The following is a 16465-nucleotide window of genomic DNA, read 5'->3' as shown; positions in this document are numbered from 1 at the left end:
ACAATCGAATACCCGACCTTTGTCAGACGAATTAACGAATGAATTTATAAAACGAATACAGTTATGATACTTGACTCCTTGAATAACACAGAAAAGGTTGAATGCTTGCACCCTTTGTTTAAAAAAGCTTTTGATTATGTAAAAGCTACTGACTTCTCCAAAATGGAAGACGGCAAATACGAATTGGACGGTTCCCGCCTGTTTGTCAGCGTAGCCAGTTTATCCGGCAAAGATAAAAACGATGCTGCAATCGAAACGCATAAGAAATATATCGATATCCAGCTTCCCCTTCTAGGTGTAGAAAAAATCGGTTGGAAACCGGGATGCGAATTACAGGAAGTTTCCGTGCCTTATAACGAAGAGAAAGACATCGCTTTCTTCGTTGACCGCCCGACTGCCTATACAAAAATCTATCCCGGACAGTTCGCCATTTATTTTCCGGAAGACGGCCACGCACCCGGTATCGGAGAAGGAAATATCCGCAAAGTGATTGTCAAAGTACAAGTCGAAGAATAACTGCTTATAAAACCCATTGGCCTAACGGCACTAATGGGAGTCATCAGTAAGTATTTACAATAAAACGAGGGGGGAAGCTAAAATCCAGTTAGCTTCCCCCATTATTCTTTAAATAACACAACTTCTTAACTTACCGTCCGGTTGCCTGTAAATATTCCGTCCGTTTAATCAGGTAATTGGTATAATCGTCCGTATATTGGTCTCTGCTTTGTTGTAGTAAAGACTGGGCATTCAGCAAATCGCTCAATGTCTCCGTTCCTGCCTGATAATAATCTGTACTCAGACGTACATTTTCTTCTGCCGTTTTTACCGATTCTTCCGATATCTTTGCCTGTTCATAGGCCTCTTCCAATTCATTCCAGAGTTTTTGCATCTGCAAAAGAAGTTTCTCATTGGTATCCTGCCGTGTATATTCAGCCGCTTTCAATTGCAACTTCTGCTTCCTGATAGCATGCGAACCGCCCCACCAATCGGTTAAGGGGACAGAAACCGTAGCAAAAATCATCCCGAAAGAATGATCGGTATCCAGAATATTATGATACATATAGCCGGCACCTATTCCTACCGACGGCAGGTTCTGACCGACTTTCAATTTATATTGCAGACGGCTGGCTTCCACATTTTTATCAAGCAGTTTATAGGCAACAGTCGTCGGCAAGGCACTCATCAGGTCTATCCGGTAAGTCTCCGGCGAAGGCAGAGGCTCCTGTAAAGTTGCCTGAACGGTGAAATCATCTTCCGGCATTCCGATATACTGAGACAACAACATTTTTGACAGACGCAAATTATTATCCACTTTCAGCCGGTCACTGGCTATACTATTCTTTTTTAGTTGAACCTGTAACAATTCATTCCTGTTTGCCACGCCGGCACGAACGGAAGCCTCCACATCCTTATACAAGTTGTCGATTAATGTTTCCAGTAAGGAAACCGTTTTTCTCTTTTCCTGCAAAGAAACGTGCTGCCAGTAATACTGTTCGACAGTCAGCAATACTTCATTCTCCGATTGTTTCATCTGATAACGGCTCACTTCCACCGCCAGGGCAGCCAGTTTGTTATTATTAAGTATCTGTCCTCCTGCAAAAACCGGCTGGACTGCTGTCACTCCTCCCATAATACCGTTCTTTGCCATTGTCATTTCTAACAGACCGGGGACCAGCGCCAACTCTGCCATTCCATTGTCTGAGGTAAAAGCGCCTCCCGTCGCACTTATAGATGGAAAATATTTCGTGAAAGCCTCTTTACGCACCTCTTCCGCACCTTTTACATCTAAACGGGCGTTCTTCATCCGGGCATTATTCTCCAATGCCAGTTGGCTGCATTCCTCCAGTGTCAAACTACGCTGGGCTTCGACAGATAAAGCCGGTACCAGCAAAAGACAAAGGAGATTGCCTAAAACATATATTATCTTTTTTCCAGACATATTCTTTACTCTTAATTTAGTTATACGACCTTTTTATTCCCGCCGAATATCATCCAGTAAAATACCGGAATAACAATAACGGCCAATATCATGGCAAATACTGTTCCCGAACAAATCACGACTCCCATCGGAGTCCATAAGGCACTGTTACTGATAATCATCGGGACAACCCCCACCGCAGTTGTTGCCGACGTCAGGAAAATCGGTAACATACGACGTTTACCGGCATCCATAGCAGCCTCTTTGACAGAGATATGATGATTGATACGTAAATCCTGGGCATGGTCGAATATCATAATCGTATTACGTACCACAATACCTATCAAACTGATTATACCCAACACACAAGTGATACTGAACTCCATCCCGGACACCCAGAGACCGAGAGCAGCACCGAACAGGCACAGTAAAATAGAAGTAAGGGCAGCAACAGCCAATCCGATTTTCTTATAGTTTATCAGCAAGAACAGGAAGACAATAATGACGGCAATCGAAAGCCCCTCTATTATAGGAGTAATAATTTCCTCGTCAGACTCTTTTACACCTCCGTATTCAAAAGATACGCCCTCCGGAAGATTGGGTATCACTCGGCTGTTCATCACCTTTTCTACCTTCTTCTGCATATTCGTTTCATTAAAGCCGCGTTTAACCTGAGTAATCACACTCAACGTACGCACTCCGTTACGGCGAACAATCTGCCCTTCATTCCATCCTCCCTGTATCTCAGACACCTGGCGAAGCGGAACACTGACACCCGGAACAGCCGTCGGCAAATAAGCATCCCCTATCCTATCAAACGAATCGTATGCATCCTCTCCCTTATCCGATTTCAGGCAGATAGCCAACGGATAATCGCCTTCCCAGACAGAGCCGACCGACATACCGTTATAACGAATAGCCATATCAGCCGCCGCCATCGCTTTCGAAATTCCCAGGCGGGACGACTCCACAGGGTCAAGCGTTACACGAACTTCGGGCAGCATCTCCTCAAAATTCGTATGAACCCAAACCAGGCCATCCATATCCTGCAATGATGTCATCAATGTATCGGCCACCTGCTTCAAGGCTGTTATATCATCTCCCATAAAGCGAACTTCTATCGGGAAACTCACAGTCTGATAATCCAACTGCTTGAACTTGATGAAAGCATCCGGATAATAATCGGCATAAGCATTGGCATATTCATCCAACAGGTCGGTTGTTGCCTCTACGGATGTTGTATTTACAATAAACTGCGCATAATTCTTTCCACCCATATTCGGAGCATAAGTTGCCTGGAAACGCGGGGAAGCCATTCCCACAAATGCGGTAGCCGACAAAACCCGTTCGTCATCTTTCAATAAAGCATATACGCTGTCGCAAACGGCTGCCGTTTTATCCAATGACGAACCTTGCGGCAAATAAATCTCTATAGCAAACTGGTCACGGTCTGCTTCCGGCATCATTCGTTGCGGGATACGCATCATAATCACCACAGCCAGCAACACGGATAGTACCCCGATAAACAACGTTGTTTTGGGATAGCGAAAAGTCCATTCAAGTACCTTTTCATAGACAGCCTGTACCGTATCCAACAAGTTGAAACGTTTCTTTCCGTCCGTCTTCTGCCCGTTTTTCAATCCCTTTTTGATAAGGGTATGCTCCAACATGGGAATAAATATCATGGCGATAGCCAGCGAGGTCATCAATGAAATCGTTATCGTCCAGGGAAACCAGTTCAGAAAGTCCAGCATCTGCCCCGTCATCGTAAACAGCAACGGATAGAAGATAATGCAAAGGCTGAGCGTTGCCAGAAAGATGGAAGAAAAATAGTTCTTGGCACTCGATACTGCGGCATGCCAGCGGGACATTCCGTTATCCAGCCGTTCCAGATAAGCATCTATAACGATGATGGAATTATCCACAATCATCCCCAGAACAACAATTAAAGCAGCCAATGTAACCGTATTCAACGGGATGCCGACAGCATACATAATCCCGATAGATATAAAAATACTGATCGGAATGGAAGTAGCCGCAACAATAGCCGATTTGAAAGGAAAAAGCAGCATCATCACCAGGATAACGACCACGATGGAGACAAACAGGTCACGCACAAACGAACTCACCGAATCATCCACCACCTTAGGCTGGTCCGCAATCCGTTGAATGGACACGCTTTCCGGAAGTTCTTCTTGGAAAGCTGCCAGCACCTTATCCACTTCCTTCCCGTACTGTACAATATTATTACCTTCCCGCATCTCCATGGAAAGGATGATAGCCTTCTTTCCGTTATTCATTATATAACTGTCAGGCTCGGGATATTCACGGACAATGCGTGCTATGTCTTTCAGACGGATTATATTCCCGTCACCATCCGCCAGGATAATCTGGTCGGCTATCTCTTTTTCAGAAGCATAGGTGTTAGAGAAATGGATTGGAATATCGAGGTCTTCACTTTTCAACGAGCCTCCCGATGTGGTAAATCCTTGTGCGAAAAGTGTTGTCATCAACATTCGGGTATCCAGCTTGTAAGCCGTCAGTTTATCCCTGTCGAGATAGACACTGATTTGTTCCTTTTGTATGCCGTAACGGCGCAGATTTGAAACAGACTCAATACGACGGAGGCGATCTTCCAGTGATTCCAGATAATCCTCCAGTTCACGGTATGTTTTATCTTCCGATTCAAGCGTAATCAACAAAGCGGAGGTATCACCGAAGTCGTCGTTCGCAATGACAGCCAGGACACCCGAAGGCAATTGCGATTTGAAGTTCTGCAAACCCAGCTTAATCTTTGACCAGACTTCGTCCTTATTATTCACTTCATCGTTCAGTTCCACCATGATATACACCATTCCGTCACGCGACATGGAATATGTTTTCTTCTTCTTTATCTCCTTAAAAGTATAAAGATAGCGTTCCAAAGGCTTTGCCAGTTGTTCCTCCACCTCGGCAGAAGTCGCCCCGGGATAAACACCCACGACAACACCCTGGCGGATGGTAAATTCCGGAAACTCCTGCTTCGGCATATTTACCAAGCCATAAATTCCCAGACCGACCAAGACGATCAGCACCAATAAGGTGATCTGGTAATAATGCATGGCCCATTCTATAATTCCCTGCTGTCTTTTCATAAGGCTTTCACTTTCATATCCTCACTTACCTTCTGATAACCGTCTGTTATGACAAGGTCACCTTCGCTCAGTCCGTCCGTTATCTGTACGCCATTGTCGGTCAACTCTCCGATACGAACCGTTACCGCTTTGGCCTTTCCGTCACGCAGGCACCAGACATACCGTTCGCCGGTGTGCGATAATTGTATCACATTATTAGGCAACGAGATGGTAGTAACCCTGTCCTTATCTTCCACTCTCACCCGGCAAACCATTCCCGGCAATAACGCTCCATCCCTATTATCCAGCTTTATCCTGGCTTCATAGGTATGGGATACCGGATTAGCGGTAATGCCTTTCTCTGTAACCATGCCTTCAAACAGCCGACCTCCCAAAGCAGCAACGGTTATAGCCGCTTTCCGGTGGTCGATGAACGGTATTTCTTTTTCCGGTACGGCAATCTTAATATTCACTGTCCCTACATCCAATAAGGTGAAAACCGGTTTACCGGGCTGCACATTCTCGCCTGCCTCTACATTTCTTTTCCCGATTACACCGTCAAAAGGAGCATACAGGCTGGCATCTTCCAGATTCTTCCGGGCGATGCTTTCCATCGACTGTGCCTGTTGCAACTTACTCTGTACTTCCACCCATTTGATTTCCGGGAGACTTTTATTTTCATACAATGTTTTCATACGGTCATAAGCGTCCTGCGCCTGCACCAGGGAAGCGCGGGATGCGTCATACGTATCCTGAAGAGTCGCACGATTCAGCAAAGCCAGAAGCTGCCCTTTATGAACTTTCTGCCCTTCACGGACAAGAATCTCCTGCACATTCCCCATAACCTGGAAACTCAGGGAAGAGGCAGACATTTCCTCCACCGTTCCAACATAATTTTGACCATCAACAAGGCTGCTGCCCATTATTTCAACCACTTTCACCGGTATTACCTTCTCTTCCGTCGGCTTATCCTTTTGGCCGGAACAGCTCATCAACAGAATTATAAACAAAGAGATACCCGCACATTCTACAATCTTCATACCTATCTATTTATTAGTATTTTAAAGAGAAATAAACGATGCAAAAGTGATGAGAATCCTTATTTTATAAAAGGTCAGTTGAGCCGTAGAATTGTTCTATTTTTCGCATTCGTATGCATTCTTTTCCTATATTTGCATATAAATAGAGAAAAGATGAACCAAACAGTTCCCATAATAGATATCTCAAAGGTCGAACATTCATCCAAAATAGACTTCTTTGATGACGATTTCGTTATTTTCGACGATTTGAATGAAATTCCACTGTTCGATTATCCCAGCCGTATTGCAGATGCCGCCGTTTTTGCCATTTGCCAGAAAGGTTCCGTACGAATCAGCATCAATCTGAAAGAATATACAATCGTTCCTAATAACCTGGTAGTTCTCCTGCCGGACCAGATAGTACAGCATTACGAACGCAGTGATGACTTTGCCGGTATTTTTCTGGGAGTATCCAAACAGTTCATCGACGATACAACCCCGGGAATGAAGAATCTTTTATCAGCTTTCTTCTACGTCAGGGACCATCCATGCACTATCCTGACTGAGGAAGAGTTGGATTATCTTTCCGAATATCATCCCATGTTATGGAAAAGGGTTAAGATGAAAGAGCATGTGTACCGGAAAGAGGTTATTCAAAGCCTGTTACTGTCATTATTCTACGATGTCTGCAATATCTTCCGCAAACACCAGCCAGTCGATGATGGCAAAAGGTCCCGCAAAGAAGAGTTGTTCGGATTGTTTATGCAGACGGTTCTGGAAAACTACAAGCAGGAAAGGAGTGTTGCCTTTTATGCCGATAAACTTTGTGTCACAGCCAAATACCTTTCACTCATATCCAAAGAAGTCAGCGGGCAGCCTGCCGGAAACTGGATTGACGAATATGTGATTCTGGAAGCAAAAACATTATTGAAGTCAAGCCAGATGAGCATACAGGAAATAGCCGATAGTTTAAACTTTGCCAACCAGTCTTTCTTCGGAAAATACTTTAAGCATCACACAGGAATATCTCCCAAAGAATACAGAAAACGATAGGGGATAATATCGCCTTTATCCCCCGATTATTACATTTATATCATACGTACTGAAAATATCCTTACAACGCTCCACCGTTTCTTCCGACGGCGTCGCCATCGGATAATGGGCCGGATTATATACCGTCCCCAGCTTTTCATGTTTATTCTTACCAATATCATGATAAAGGAGCAGATTCACCGTTCGATACTGCCAGGGTAAGGAGGAAAGGAATGCGGCCGAACGGGTTATATTTTCTTCATCCGCATTCACACCTTCTATCAGAGGGATACGGATATGAAACGCATGACCGGCTTCCGCCACCATGCGTAAGTTAGACAATATTAATTCATTAGACACTCCGCAGTAAAGTTTATGTTTAACTGTATCCATATGCTTCAGGTCTACCAGAAAAAGCTCGGAATGTTGCATCACCTCCCGGACGATCTCCTCTCCGGCAAACAATGTCGTATCAACGGTACGATGGATACCCAGGTCACCACAACGGCGAAGTAATTCCAGCAACAGATCCGGATGCAACAACGGCTCCCCTCCGCAAAAGGTTACGCCTCCCTCCGACCGATCCATGAATACCGTTTCCTTTTCAATCTCCTTCATCAGGTAATCTACGGAATATTCGGTTCCGGATATCTCCATTGCCAGAGCCGGACAGACCTCCGCACATTTGCCGCACAAATTACAGAGAGCATTGTCGGTGACAATCCCTTCGGGTGTCAATGCCAGTGCCTTTTGCGGACAATTCTCCATACACGTCCGACATCCTATACATTTCTTCTTTGTATAGAGTTTCTGTTTCCGGCTGGATACCCCCTCCGGATTATGACACCAAACACACGACAACGGGCACCCTTTCATAAAGACAGTCGTCCGGATGCCCGGCCCATCGTTTATTGCATAACGCTTAATATCGAATATTAACCCCATCAACTAATTTTCAATTACTAAAAGCTTTCCTGCTCCGTACGGGCAATCACATCTGCCTGCAAGTCAGCATTCATATCATTGAAATAATCACTGTAACCGGCTACACGAACCAACAAGTCACGGTAATCTTCCGGACATTTCTGGGCGGCATACAGCGTTTCCGTATCCACAATATTAAACTGGATATGATGTCCGCCCAAAGCGAAGTAACTGCGAATCAGAGAGGCCAGTTTCGAAATATCTTCCTCCCGCTTCAACAGGCTCGGAAGGAAACGCTGGTTCAGCAATGTTCCGCCACTCTTCACCTGGTCCAGTTTGCCCAATGACTTGATAACGGCAGACGGTCCGTGCGTATCGGCACCATGTGAAGGAGAAGTCCCGTCGGAAATAGCCTTTTCTGCCAGACGGCCGTTCGGGGTCGCTCCCATCACCTTACCGAAATAAACATGACAGGTAGTCGACAGCATATTCAGGTGAAAACACTCCCCTTTCGTATTCGGTTTGCCTTCAATAGCATCATACAAATCATCGAATACTTTGACGGCAATAGCATCGGCATATTCGTCATCATTACCGAAGAAAGGCGTGCGGTTCAGGATTGTCTGGCGCATAACTTCCGCTCCGGCAAAATTGTCAGCCATTGCTTTCAGCATTTCATCCATCGAAAAGCGTTTGTCTTCAAAGACATGTTTCTTCAAGGAGGAGAGACTGTCGGTTATTGTACCCAGCCCCGTACATTGTATATAAGTGGTGTTATAACGCGGTCCGCAGTTGTAATAATCGCGTCCTTTGGCAATACAATCGTCGATAAACAGGGAAAGGAATGTGGCCGGTGCATATTTGGCAAACATCCGGTCGATATAATTGCTTACACGCACCTTCATATCCACAAAATAATGTACTTGTTTCATAAAGGCGGCGTATAAATCATCGTAACCGGCAAAGTCACACGGATTACCGGTTTCCAGTCCTACTTTACGGCCGGATACCGGGTCGACACCATTGTGAAGGGTTACTTCCAGTATCTTCGGGACATTCAGATAGCCGGTCAGCACATAAGCCTCCTTCCCGAAAGCACCCACCTCGATACAACCGCTGCACCCCCCTTCCCGGGCATCATGCAGGGATTTCCCCTGTCGCATCAGTTCCTGGATATACACGTCCGGATTGAACACCGAAGGATAACCGTGTCCCTGGCGAATCACCTTGCATCCGGCCCGCAGAAACCATTCCGGCGTACGGGCACTGATATGAATGGCACTTCCCGGTTGCAGGATATGCAATTCCTCAATCGTTTCAAGCATGATATAAGAAACTTCGCTTACCCCATCACTGCCGTCGGCTTTCACTCCTCCGATATTCAGGTTGGTAAAGTCATTGTAGGTTCCGCTTTCCTTGGCGGTAATACCGACCTTCGACGGTGCCGTATGGTTATTTACCTTGATAAAGAAGCAGGACATCAATTCTTTGGCTTCATCACGGGTAAGGGTTCCCGCAGCTATTTCTTTTTCATAGAAAGGAGCCAGATGCTGGTCGAAATGTCCCGGGTTCATGGCATCCCAGCCGTTCAGTTCGGTAATAGTTCCCAGATGGACAAACCAATACATCTGGATAGCTTCCCAATAAGTACGGGGAGCATGGGCCGGAACCCAACGGCAAACTTCAGCTATCTTACGAAGTTCGGCAGCCCGCACCGGGTCTTTCTCCGCCATCGACATTTCGTCCGCCAGGTCGGCATGACGTTCGGCAAAGAGAATGGCGGCATCGCAGGAGATAGACATGGCGGTAAGTTCCTCCTGTTTATCCGTCGCTTCAGGGTCATTCATGAAATCGAGGTTTGCCAGTTCGCCGGCAATCCGTTCTTTCAGGTCCAGCAAACCGTAACGGTAGACTTTTCCGTCAAGAGCCGTATGTCCCGGAGCACGCTGTTCCATAAATTCGGTAAACATACCGACTTCATAGGCCTCTTTCCATTCTTTCGGGACATGGCTGAAAATACGTTCACGCTGTGTACGGCCTTTCCAGTATGGGATTACTTCGCGTTCATAAGTATCTATATCTTCCTGGCTGATGGTATAACGTTGCAATTCACGGGTATTCAGCACATGCAGGTCTTCCACACTATGGCAGGTCAGTTCGGGAAAAGTAGGAACGGCTTTCGGTGCCGGACCACGCTCCCCCACAATCAGTTCGTCTTTACCTATATAGATGGTCTTTTGTTTGCATATCTCAAGAAAGTTCAATGCTCTCAGGATTGGAACAGGATATTTCCCGTAATTCTCCTTGTAGAAACGGGTTTCGATAAGCGCCCGTTCGATAGACAGGGAAGGTTCAGCCTCAAAAGAAAGCCGGCGTAACCGTTTGATACGGTCGTTCATACCATACCCATTTGCTTCCGCCGCCGGAGCAAAATTGGATGCACTGCGGGGTGCACGCTGAGCTGTTGTTGTACTCATATTGAACACAGTATTTTTTAAGAAATAACTAAGAATAAGAAAATAGTAAACCGTGCCACAGACGGTTCTGTCCGGGAAAGAATGTATTGTTTAAAGATAGAACATCAAACAATTGAAGAGTTTTCTGTAACCTTTTATAATCATATAATATACAAAGATTTATACGAATACCGCAAACATAAATACTTTTCATGAATAAACAAAATAATAGCGTCTGTATTTTTTACTATATTTGCAACATTCGTTTTGTTTTCATGGTTATTCATATAAATATATCTTCATGGAAAATCGTTTTTTAGGACTTATAGAGAACAGCATCAAGGAACATTGGGATCTGCCTGCTTTCTCAGATTATAATGGACACACGTACCATTATAAAGATGTGGCCCGGCGTATCGAAAAATTTCATATAATACTCGAACATGCAGGAATAAAGAAAGGAGACAAAGTAGCTTTGGTCGGACGAAATTCGTCTAACTGGGCCATCTGCTTTTTCGGCATACTGGCGTATGGTGCGGTTGCCGTCCCCATCCTCCACGAGTTTAAGCCGGATAATATCCATCATATCGTAAACCATTCGGGGGCAAAGGCTGTACTGGCCGGAGCCAACAATTGGGAGAATATGAACGAGCAGATGATGCCCGATGTCAAACTGTTCATGATGCTGGACAATTTCTCCATCATCAAGAGCAAGAACAAGGAAGTACGGATGGTGCGCGACAGGATTAACGAGTATTTCGGAAAGAAATATCCCCGCTCCTTCACAACTGCCGATGTTAAATATCATGTCGAACAACCGGAAGAACTGGCTGTATTGAACTATACTTCGGGGACGACCAGCTTCTCCAAAGGGGTTATGATTCCTTTCCGCAGCTTATGGAGCAATACGCAGTTTGCTTACGACAACCTGCCGTTTATCCATCCGGGAGACAGTGTGGTCTGCATGTTGCCGATGGCACATATGTATGGCCTGGCTTTCGAGATTCTGAATTGTGTGAACAAAGGATGCCATGTGCATTTCCTTACCCGTACACCGAGCCCGAAGATTATCGCCGAAGCATTTGCCCGTGTGAAACCGGCATTGATACTCGCCGTACCTCTTATCATCGAGAAAATCGTCAAGAACAAGATATTCCCGGAACTGGAAAAGCCGCTCATCAAATTACTGCTGAAAGTCCCCTACCTCGACCAGAAAGTACTCGACACCATCGCAAAGAAGTTGAACGATTCTTTCGGAGGTAAATTCGGCGAAGTGGTAATCGGTGGCGCCGCCCTGAACAAAGAGGTGGAAGAATTTCTCCGCTCCATCAAGTTCCGGTATACCGTCGGTTATGGAATGACGGAATGTGGTCCGTTGGTGGCATACGAACAATGGGATACGTTCAGACAAGGTTCTGTCGGCCGCATTGTCGACCGTATGGAAGCACGTATCGACTCTGCCGACCCGGTTAACGAAGTAGGCGAAATCCTGGTCCGCGGCATGAACGTCATGTTGGGATATTACAAGAATCCGGAAGCGACCAAAGCGGTCATGATGCCCGACGGCTGGATGCGTACCGGCGACCTGGGAACAATAGACTCCGACGGTTTCCTCTATATCCGCGGACGTAGCAAATCCATGATTCTGGGACCAAGCGGGCAGAACATCTATCCGGAAGAAATAGAAGACCGCCTGAACAACATGCTTTATGTTTCCGAATCGTTGATAATCTCGCAAGGCGGCAAATTGGTTGCCCTGATCTATCCGGATTGGGAACTGGTTGACAAAGCAGGCATCCAACATTCCGAAATAGAAAAGCTGATGCAACAAAACATTGACCAGCTCAATACAGAGATACCGGGCTACAGCAAAGTAACCTGCTTCAAGTTGTATCAGGAAGAGTTCGAAAAGACACCGAAGCGCAGTATCAAACGGTATTTATACCAGCCGGCAGAAGAAAATTAATTTAACTCCAGGCGGCATCACAATGCCGCTTTTTTAATCCTACAACTTATATTTCAAAACATAACGGGGTGACGCTGAATATATAATCGGCGTCACCCCCTTTTATGACAGCGAAACGTGTCTCGTCCTGATTTTGGTTGATTTTACAGTAAGATCAGGGCAGATATTATTTATCCCTTAATATACTTACCTTTATAACAAAGCCCATGACTCGCTAACCGTTCGACCCAGGTGAAACTATCATTCGACCTTGGTCAACCTTATATTTGCCCTAGGTCGAATGATAGTTTTCCCCAGGTCAAATGGTTAATTAGATATTACTTTGTATATAAAGGTCTATTTATTAAGCAATAGAAAATAATAAACTTACAAATAAAGATCACATAGCTTTTAGTTTTAACTTAATTTACTTAGAATCAGCCATAAAAAGAAGGAGCTATCTATAAAAAGCGGTGACGCCGGATTTATTTACCGGCGTCACCGCTTTTCGTTTATTTATCAACAGATTAACTTATTCGCAATCTTTGTGACGCTGATTTTCTAAAATAATTGGTAATCTGACTTATCAGCATTTAATGCTCAACTCACGCAATACATCACGTATCTTCTCGAAGGTCGTGATACGTGTCGGCACCAATGGCAGACGCAGCTTGTTTTCAATGAAGCCCATTGCATTCAGCATACTCTTCGCTCCGGCAGGATTACCGTCTACAAACAGTAATTCGAATAATTCAGTGAAACGATGATGGATAGTACGGGCATGATCGTAATCGCCGGCCAACGCCAAACGAACCATCCGGCTAAATTCACGGGGGAAAGCATTACCGATAACAGAAATAACACCGATCGCACCTAATGTAATCAATGGGAAGGTGATACCGTCATCACCGGAAATAACATTAAAATTCGCCGGTTTATTCTTAATGATGTCATCCATCTGGGTGATATTACCGGAAGCCTCTTTCACAGCGACTACATTCTTAAACTCACGTGCAATACGGAGTGTTGTAGCAGCAGTCATATTTACACCTGTTCTTCCCGGTACATTATATAATACGATAGGAAGTTTGGTAGCTTCGGCAATAGCTTTGTAATGCTGATAGATTCCTTCCTGGGAAGGTTTATTATAATAAGGTACGACAGACAGGATAGCGTCGATACCATCAAAATTATCGTTCTTTAATTTCTCAACAATCGTGCGGGTGCAGTTACCGCCAACACCTAAAACGATAGGAATACGGCCGTTAACCTTAGTTACAACGAGGCTGATAATTTTCTTTTTTTCTTCTTCAGTGAGGGTTGGTGTTTCCGCAGTAGTTCCTAACACTACCAAATAATCGGTTCCGTTCTGCACCTGGTAGTCTACCAGTTTGCTCAACGCATCATAGTCCACACTTTCGTCGTCTTTAAAGGGAGTGATCAACGCCACACCCATTCCTTTTAAATTTATGTCTGCCATGGGGAAAATATTCCTTTTTTGTTATTTAGCACTGCAAAAATAACGAAATTATATCATTTGGAACGGATTGTCTGCAAATAAAATAAGATATGTTCGAATAAATGCTTTATATCAGCGTTTTCTGTCATTGAAATTGTGAGATCATATAAATCCAGTTCACTGTTTTTTGCTCCGACTTTTAAGGTTCCGGGATGCTTCAACAACAAATATTGCATGACATAATTATTACCTTGGGTAAGGTCGATTAGTATATCTGCATTACATGAACAAAACTTCTTTTGGATTTCATCCGTTGGCATATACCACATATCCAGATCGGTCTTGGCATGGACAACCATATACGACGGATTCATCTCTGGCAACGTTTCGCCGGACACATAGACGCAAACATTGACATTCTTATTCAACGTACGTAATGTTTTGAGGCAAGGCTCAACGACATCACGGTCTTCGGCATTAAACAACACCAGGATATGGCGGGCGTCTTTCAGGGTGCAGAAGTTACTCTGACGCTTTCCGGACTGCCTAGCCAATGCCTTTACTTTCTTATGGATAAAATGGTTCGTCAGTCTCATTCTGCCAACATGTTTAAGAATTCAGTTTCATTTATAATCTTCACTCCCAGCTTTGCTGCTTTTTCAAGTTTGGCCGGACCCATGTTTTCTCCGGCAAGGATGTAATCTGTTTTGCCGGAGACGGAACCACTGTTCTTTCCGCCATGCTGTTCGATCATGGCTTTATATTCGTCACGTGAATGTTGAGTAAATGTACCGCTAATCACGATTGTCAATCCTTTCAGTTTATCGGAACGGTTTGCCAGCACTTCTTCGGCTACCGTCATTTGCAATCCGTATTTTTGCAGGCGGGCTACGAGGATACGGTTGTTTTCGTCGGCAAAATAGTCTACAACACTACGGGCAATACGTTCGCCAATCTCATCCACTTCCGTCAATGTCTCCAAGGAAGCCTCCTGTAATTGTTGCATCGAATGGAATGCAGACGCCAGGCGTTTTGCCACAGTCTCGCCGACATAACGGATACCCAACCCAAACAACACCCGTTCAAACGATACCTGTTTGGACTCTTCAAGGCTCGCCATCAGGTTGCGGGCGCTTTTCTCCGCCCAACGTTCCAGACGCAATAAGTCCGGCATCTCCAAGGTATACAGATCGGCAACGTTTTTTACCAGACCGGCTTCATACAAGTCTTCTACCGTTTCCGGACCGATATTTATATTCATGGCGCGGCGGGTAACGAAATGTTCGATACGGCCTTTTATCTGCGGTGGACAACCAGCTTCATTCGGACAATAATGGGCCGCCTCCCCTTCCGGGCGATACAAAGGCGTACCGCATTCAGGGCAAGTCTTGATAAAAGTAACCTTCGCACCCAACAACATCGAACGGGAGTCGACATCGACACCAACGATCTTAGGAATGATCTCTCCGCCTTTTTCTACATATACATTATCTCCCAGATGCAAATCCAACCCTTCAATAATATCTGCGTTATGCAGAGAGGCACGCTTGACGGTCGTCCCAGCCAGCAATACCGGTTCCAAGTTGGCAACCGGAGTAACTGCCCCTGTGCGCCCTACCTGGAAAGAGACTGAGTTGAGACGTGTTACCGCCCGCTCTGCCTGAAATTTATAAGCAATAGCCCAACGGGGACTCTTGGCGGTGAATCCCAGATTCTTCTGCTGGCGCAGTGAATTTACTTTCAATACGATGCCATCAGTAGCCACCGGCAAGTTCTTCCGTTCCACATCCCAATAAGCGATATAGTCAAAAATATCCTGCAAGCTGTCGCATTTACGGATGACATCAGGTATTTTAAATCCCCAGGTACGAGCAATCTGTAGATTTTCGTAATGAGCGTCGGCAGGAAGGCCTTCACCCAGTAAATAATAAAAATAAGCATCCAGCTTACGTGAAGCCACAACAGACGGATTCTGTTGTTTCAACGTGCCTGAAGCAGCATTACGAGGATTGGCAAAAAGCGGTTCTTCCTGCTCTTCACGTTCCTTGTTCAGACGGTCGAATTCTGCCCAGGGCAATAGTATTTCACCCCGTATCTCAAAGTTTTCCGGATAGTTATCACCCCGTAGCTTCAACGGGACAGAACGGATTGTCTTTACATTAGCCGTCACATCATCGCCACGGGTTCCGTCGCCACGGGTCACGGCACGGACCAAGCGTCCGTTCTCATAAATCAACGAAATGGAAGTCCCGTCATATTTCAACTCGGCAACAATCTCGAAAGGCTCGTTCAAAGCACGTTCCGTCCGCTCATAGAAATCACGTATTTCTTCTTCGGAATAGGTATTTCCCAAAGAAAGCATCGGATACTGGTGGACTACCTGTTCAAATTCCTTCGACAAGTCGCTTCCCACCCGCTGCGTCGGTGAATGCGGATCGGCAAATTCGGGATGAGCTTCCTCCAATGCCTGTAATTCTTTCATCTTCTCATCAAACTCACGGTCTGATATCGTCGGTGTGGAAAGTACATAATAATTATAATTATGCTGTTCCAACTCATCACGCAGTGCTTTTATCTTTGCCTCCACCATTATAATTGA

The 16465-nt window shown here is 45.2% G+C and carries 11 protein-coding genes; 3 read left to right on the top strand and 8 right to left on the bottom strand.

Annotated elements, in window-relative coordinates; translation table 11 throughout:
• The first annotated feature begins 63 nt into the window (after nt 1-63).
• On the top strand, nt 64-516 hold the full coding sequence (locus NBH15_RS01015; RefSeq protein WP_010803046.1) for a NanQ anomerase/TabA/YiaL family protein: 453 nt from the start codon (nt 64-66) through the stop codon (nt 514-516).
• A gap of 130 nt (nt 517-646) precedes the next feature.
• Here NBH15_RS01015 and NBH15_RS01010 read toward each other — a convergent pair whose 3' ends face one another.
• The 3 genes from NBH15_RS01010 to NBH15_RS01000 are packed head-to-tail and all read right to left on the bottom strand — an operon-like array spanning nt 647 to nt 6071.
• Complete coding sequence (locus NBH15_RS01010) at nt 647-1939, bottom strand: TolC family protein (protein ID WP_128133582.1); 1293 nt, start codon at nt 1937-1939, stop codon at nt 647-649.
• A gap of 20 nt (nt 1940-1959) precedes the next feature.
• Nucleotides 1960-5052 carry an efflux RND transporter permease subunit gene (locus NBH15_RS01005; protein WP_128133583.1) on the bottom strand — a complete coding sequence of 1031 codons (3093 nt, stop codon included), beginning with the start codon at nt 5050-5052 and terminating at the stop codon, nt 1960-1962.
• Nucleotides 5049-6071 (bottom strand): efflux RND transporter periplasmic adaptor subunit, encoded by a 1023-nt coding sequence (locus NBH15_RS01000; RefSeq protein ID WP_128133584.1) that lies wholly within the window; start codon nt 6069-6071, stop codon nt 5049-5051. The genes NBH15_RS01005 and NBH15_RS01000 overlap by 4 nt, the downstream gene beginning before the upstream one ends.
• A 153-nt stretch (nt 6072-6224) precedes the next feature.
• Here NBH15_RS01000 and NBH15_RS00995 point away from each other — a divergent pair, with 153 nt between their 5' ends.
• Nucleotides 6225-7103: a helix-turn-helix domain-containing protein gene (locus tag NBH15_RS00995; RefSeq protein ID WP_128133585.1), complete on the top strand. Its 879-nt coding sequence runs from the start codon at nt 6225-6227 to the stop codon at nt 7101-7103.
• Nucleotides 7104-7118: 15 nt separating this feature from the next.
• Here the strand turns inward: NBH15_RS00995 and NBH15_RS00990 are convergent, their stop codons facing one another.
• Nucleotides 7119-8027: a glycyl-radical enzyme activating protein gene (locus tag NBH15_RS00990; protein ID WP_128133586.1), complete on the bottom strand. Its 909-nt coding sequence runs from the start codon at nt 8025-8027 to the stop codon at nt 7119-7121.
• A 17-nt stretch (nt 8028-8044) separates the two neighbouring features.
• A complete protein-coding gene (hypD, locus tag NBH15_RS00985; protein WP_250821802.1) occupies nt 8045-10405 on the bottom strand; it encodes a trans-4-hydroxy-L-proline dehydratase in 2361 nt (786 codons plus the stop codon).
• Between the two features lie 358 nt (nt 10406-10763).
• On the opposite strand from hypD, the gene NBH15_RS00980 reads away from it, so the two are divergent.
• On the top strand, nt 10764-12428 hold the full coding sequence (locus NBH15_RS00980; RefSeq protein ID WP_128133588.1) for an AMP-binding protein: 1665 nt from the start codon (nt 10764-10766) through the stop codon (nt 12426-12428).
• Between the two features lie 565 nt (nt 12429-12993).
• Here the strand turns inward: NBH15_RS00980 and dapA are convergent.
• From dapA to ligA, 3 genes are read right to left on the bottom strand one after another with little or no spacing between them, the layout of a single operon-like run.
• Nucleotides 12994-13887: a 4-hydroxy-tetrahydrodipicolinate synthase gene (gene dapA, locus NBH15_RS00975; RefSeq protein ID WP_244051031.1), complete on the bottom strand. Its 894-nt coding sequence runs from the start codon at nt 13885-13887 to the stop codon at nt 12994-12996.
• 53 nt (nt 13888-13940) lie between these two features.
• Nucleotides 13941-14462 carry a DUF6913 domain-containing protein gene (locus tag NBH15_RS00970; RefSeq protein ID WP_128133589.1) on the bottom strand — a complete coding sequence of 174 codons (522 nt, stop codon included), beginning with the start codon at nt 14460-14462 and terminating at the stop codon, nt 13941-13943.
• A complete protein-coding gene (gene ligA / locus NBH15_RS00965) occupies nt 14459-16456 on the bottom strand; it encodes an NAD-dependent DNA ligase LigA (protein WP_284706443.1) in 1998 nt (665 codons plus the stop codon). Before ligA ends, NBH15_RS00970 begins: the two co-directional genes overlap by 4 nt.
• Nucleotides 16457-16465: the final 9 nt, after the last annotated feature.

Source organism: Parabacteroides caeci (genome assembly GCF_023656795.1).
Classification (GTDB): domain Bacteria; phylum Bacteroidota; class Bacteroidia; order Bacteroidales; family Tannerellaceae; genus Parabacteroides; species Parabacteroides segnis.
Note: the sequence above shows the minus strand (reverse complement) of the source record. Positions and strands in the feature narration are given on the sequence as shown.

Bases quoted from the DNA above. Each gene is read 5' to 3' on its own strand.
- NBH15_RS01015 (WP_010803046.1), top strand. From the start codon at position 64: ATGATACTTGACTCCTTGAATAACACAGAAAAGGTTGAATGCTTGCAC.
- NBH15_RS01010 (WP_128133582.1), bottom strand. From the start codon at position 1,939: ATGTCTGGAAAAAAGATAATATATGTTTTAGGCAATCTCCTTTGTCTT.
- NBH15_RS01005 (WP_128133583.1), bottom strand. From the start codon at position 5,052: ATGAAAAGACAGCAGGGAATTATAGAATGGGCCATGCATTATTACCAG.
- NBH15_RS01000 (WP_128133584.1), bottom strand. From the start codon at position 6,071: ATGAAGATTGTAGAATGTGCGGGTATCTCTTTGTTTATAATTCTGTTG.
- NBH15_RS00995 (WP_128133585.1), top strand. From the start codon at position 6,225: ATGAACCAAACAGTTCCCATAATAGATATCTCAAAGGTCGAACATTCA.
- NBH15_RS00990 (WP_128133586.1), bottom strand. From the start codon at position 8,027: ATGGGGTTAATATTCGATATTAAGCGTTATGCAATAAACGATGGGCCG.
- hypD (WP_250821802.1), bottom strand. From the start codon at position 10,405: ATGAACGACCGTATCAAACGGTTACGCCGGCTTTCTTTTGAGGCTGAA.
- NBH15_RS00980 (WP_128133588.1), top strand. From the start codon at position 10,764: ATGGAAAATCGTTTTTTAGGACTTATAGAGAACAGCATCAAGGAACAT.
- dapA (WP_244051031.1), bottom strand. From the start codon at position 13,887: ATGGCAGACATAAATTTAAAAGGAATGGGTGTGGCGTTGATCACTCCC.
- NBH15_RS00970 (WP_128133589.1), bottom strand. From the start codon at position 14,462: ATGAGACTGACGAACCATTTTATCCATAAGAAAGTAAAGGCATTGGCT.
- ligA (WP_284706443.1), bottom strand. From the start codon at position 16,456: ATGGTGGAGGCAAAGATAAAAGCACTGCGTGATGAGTTGGAACAGCAT.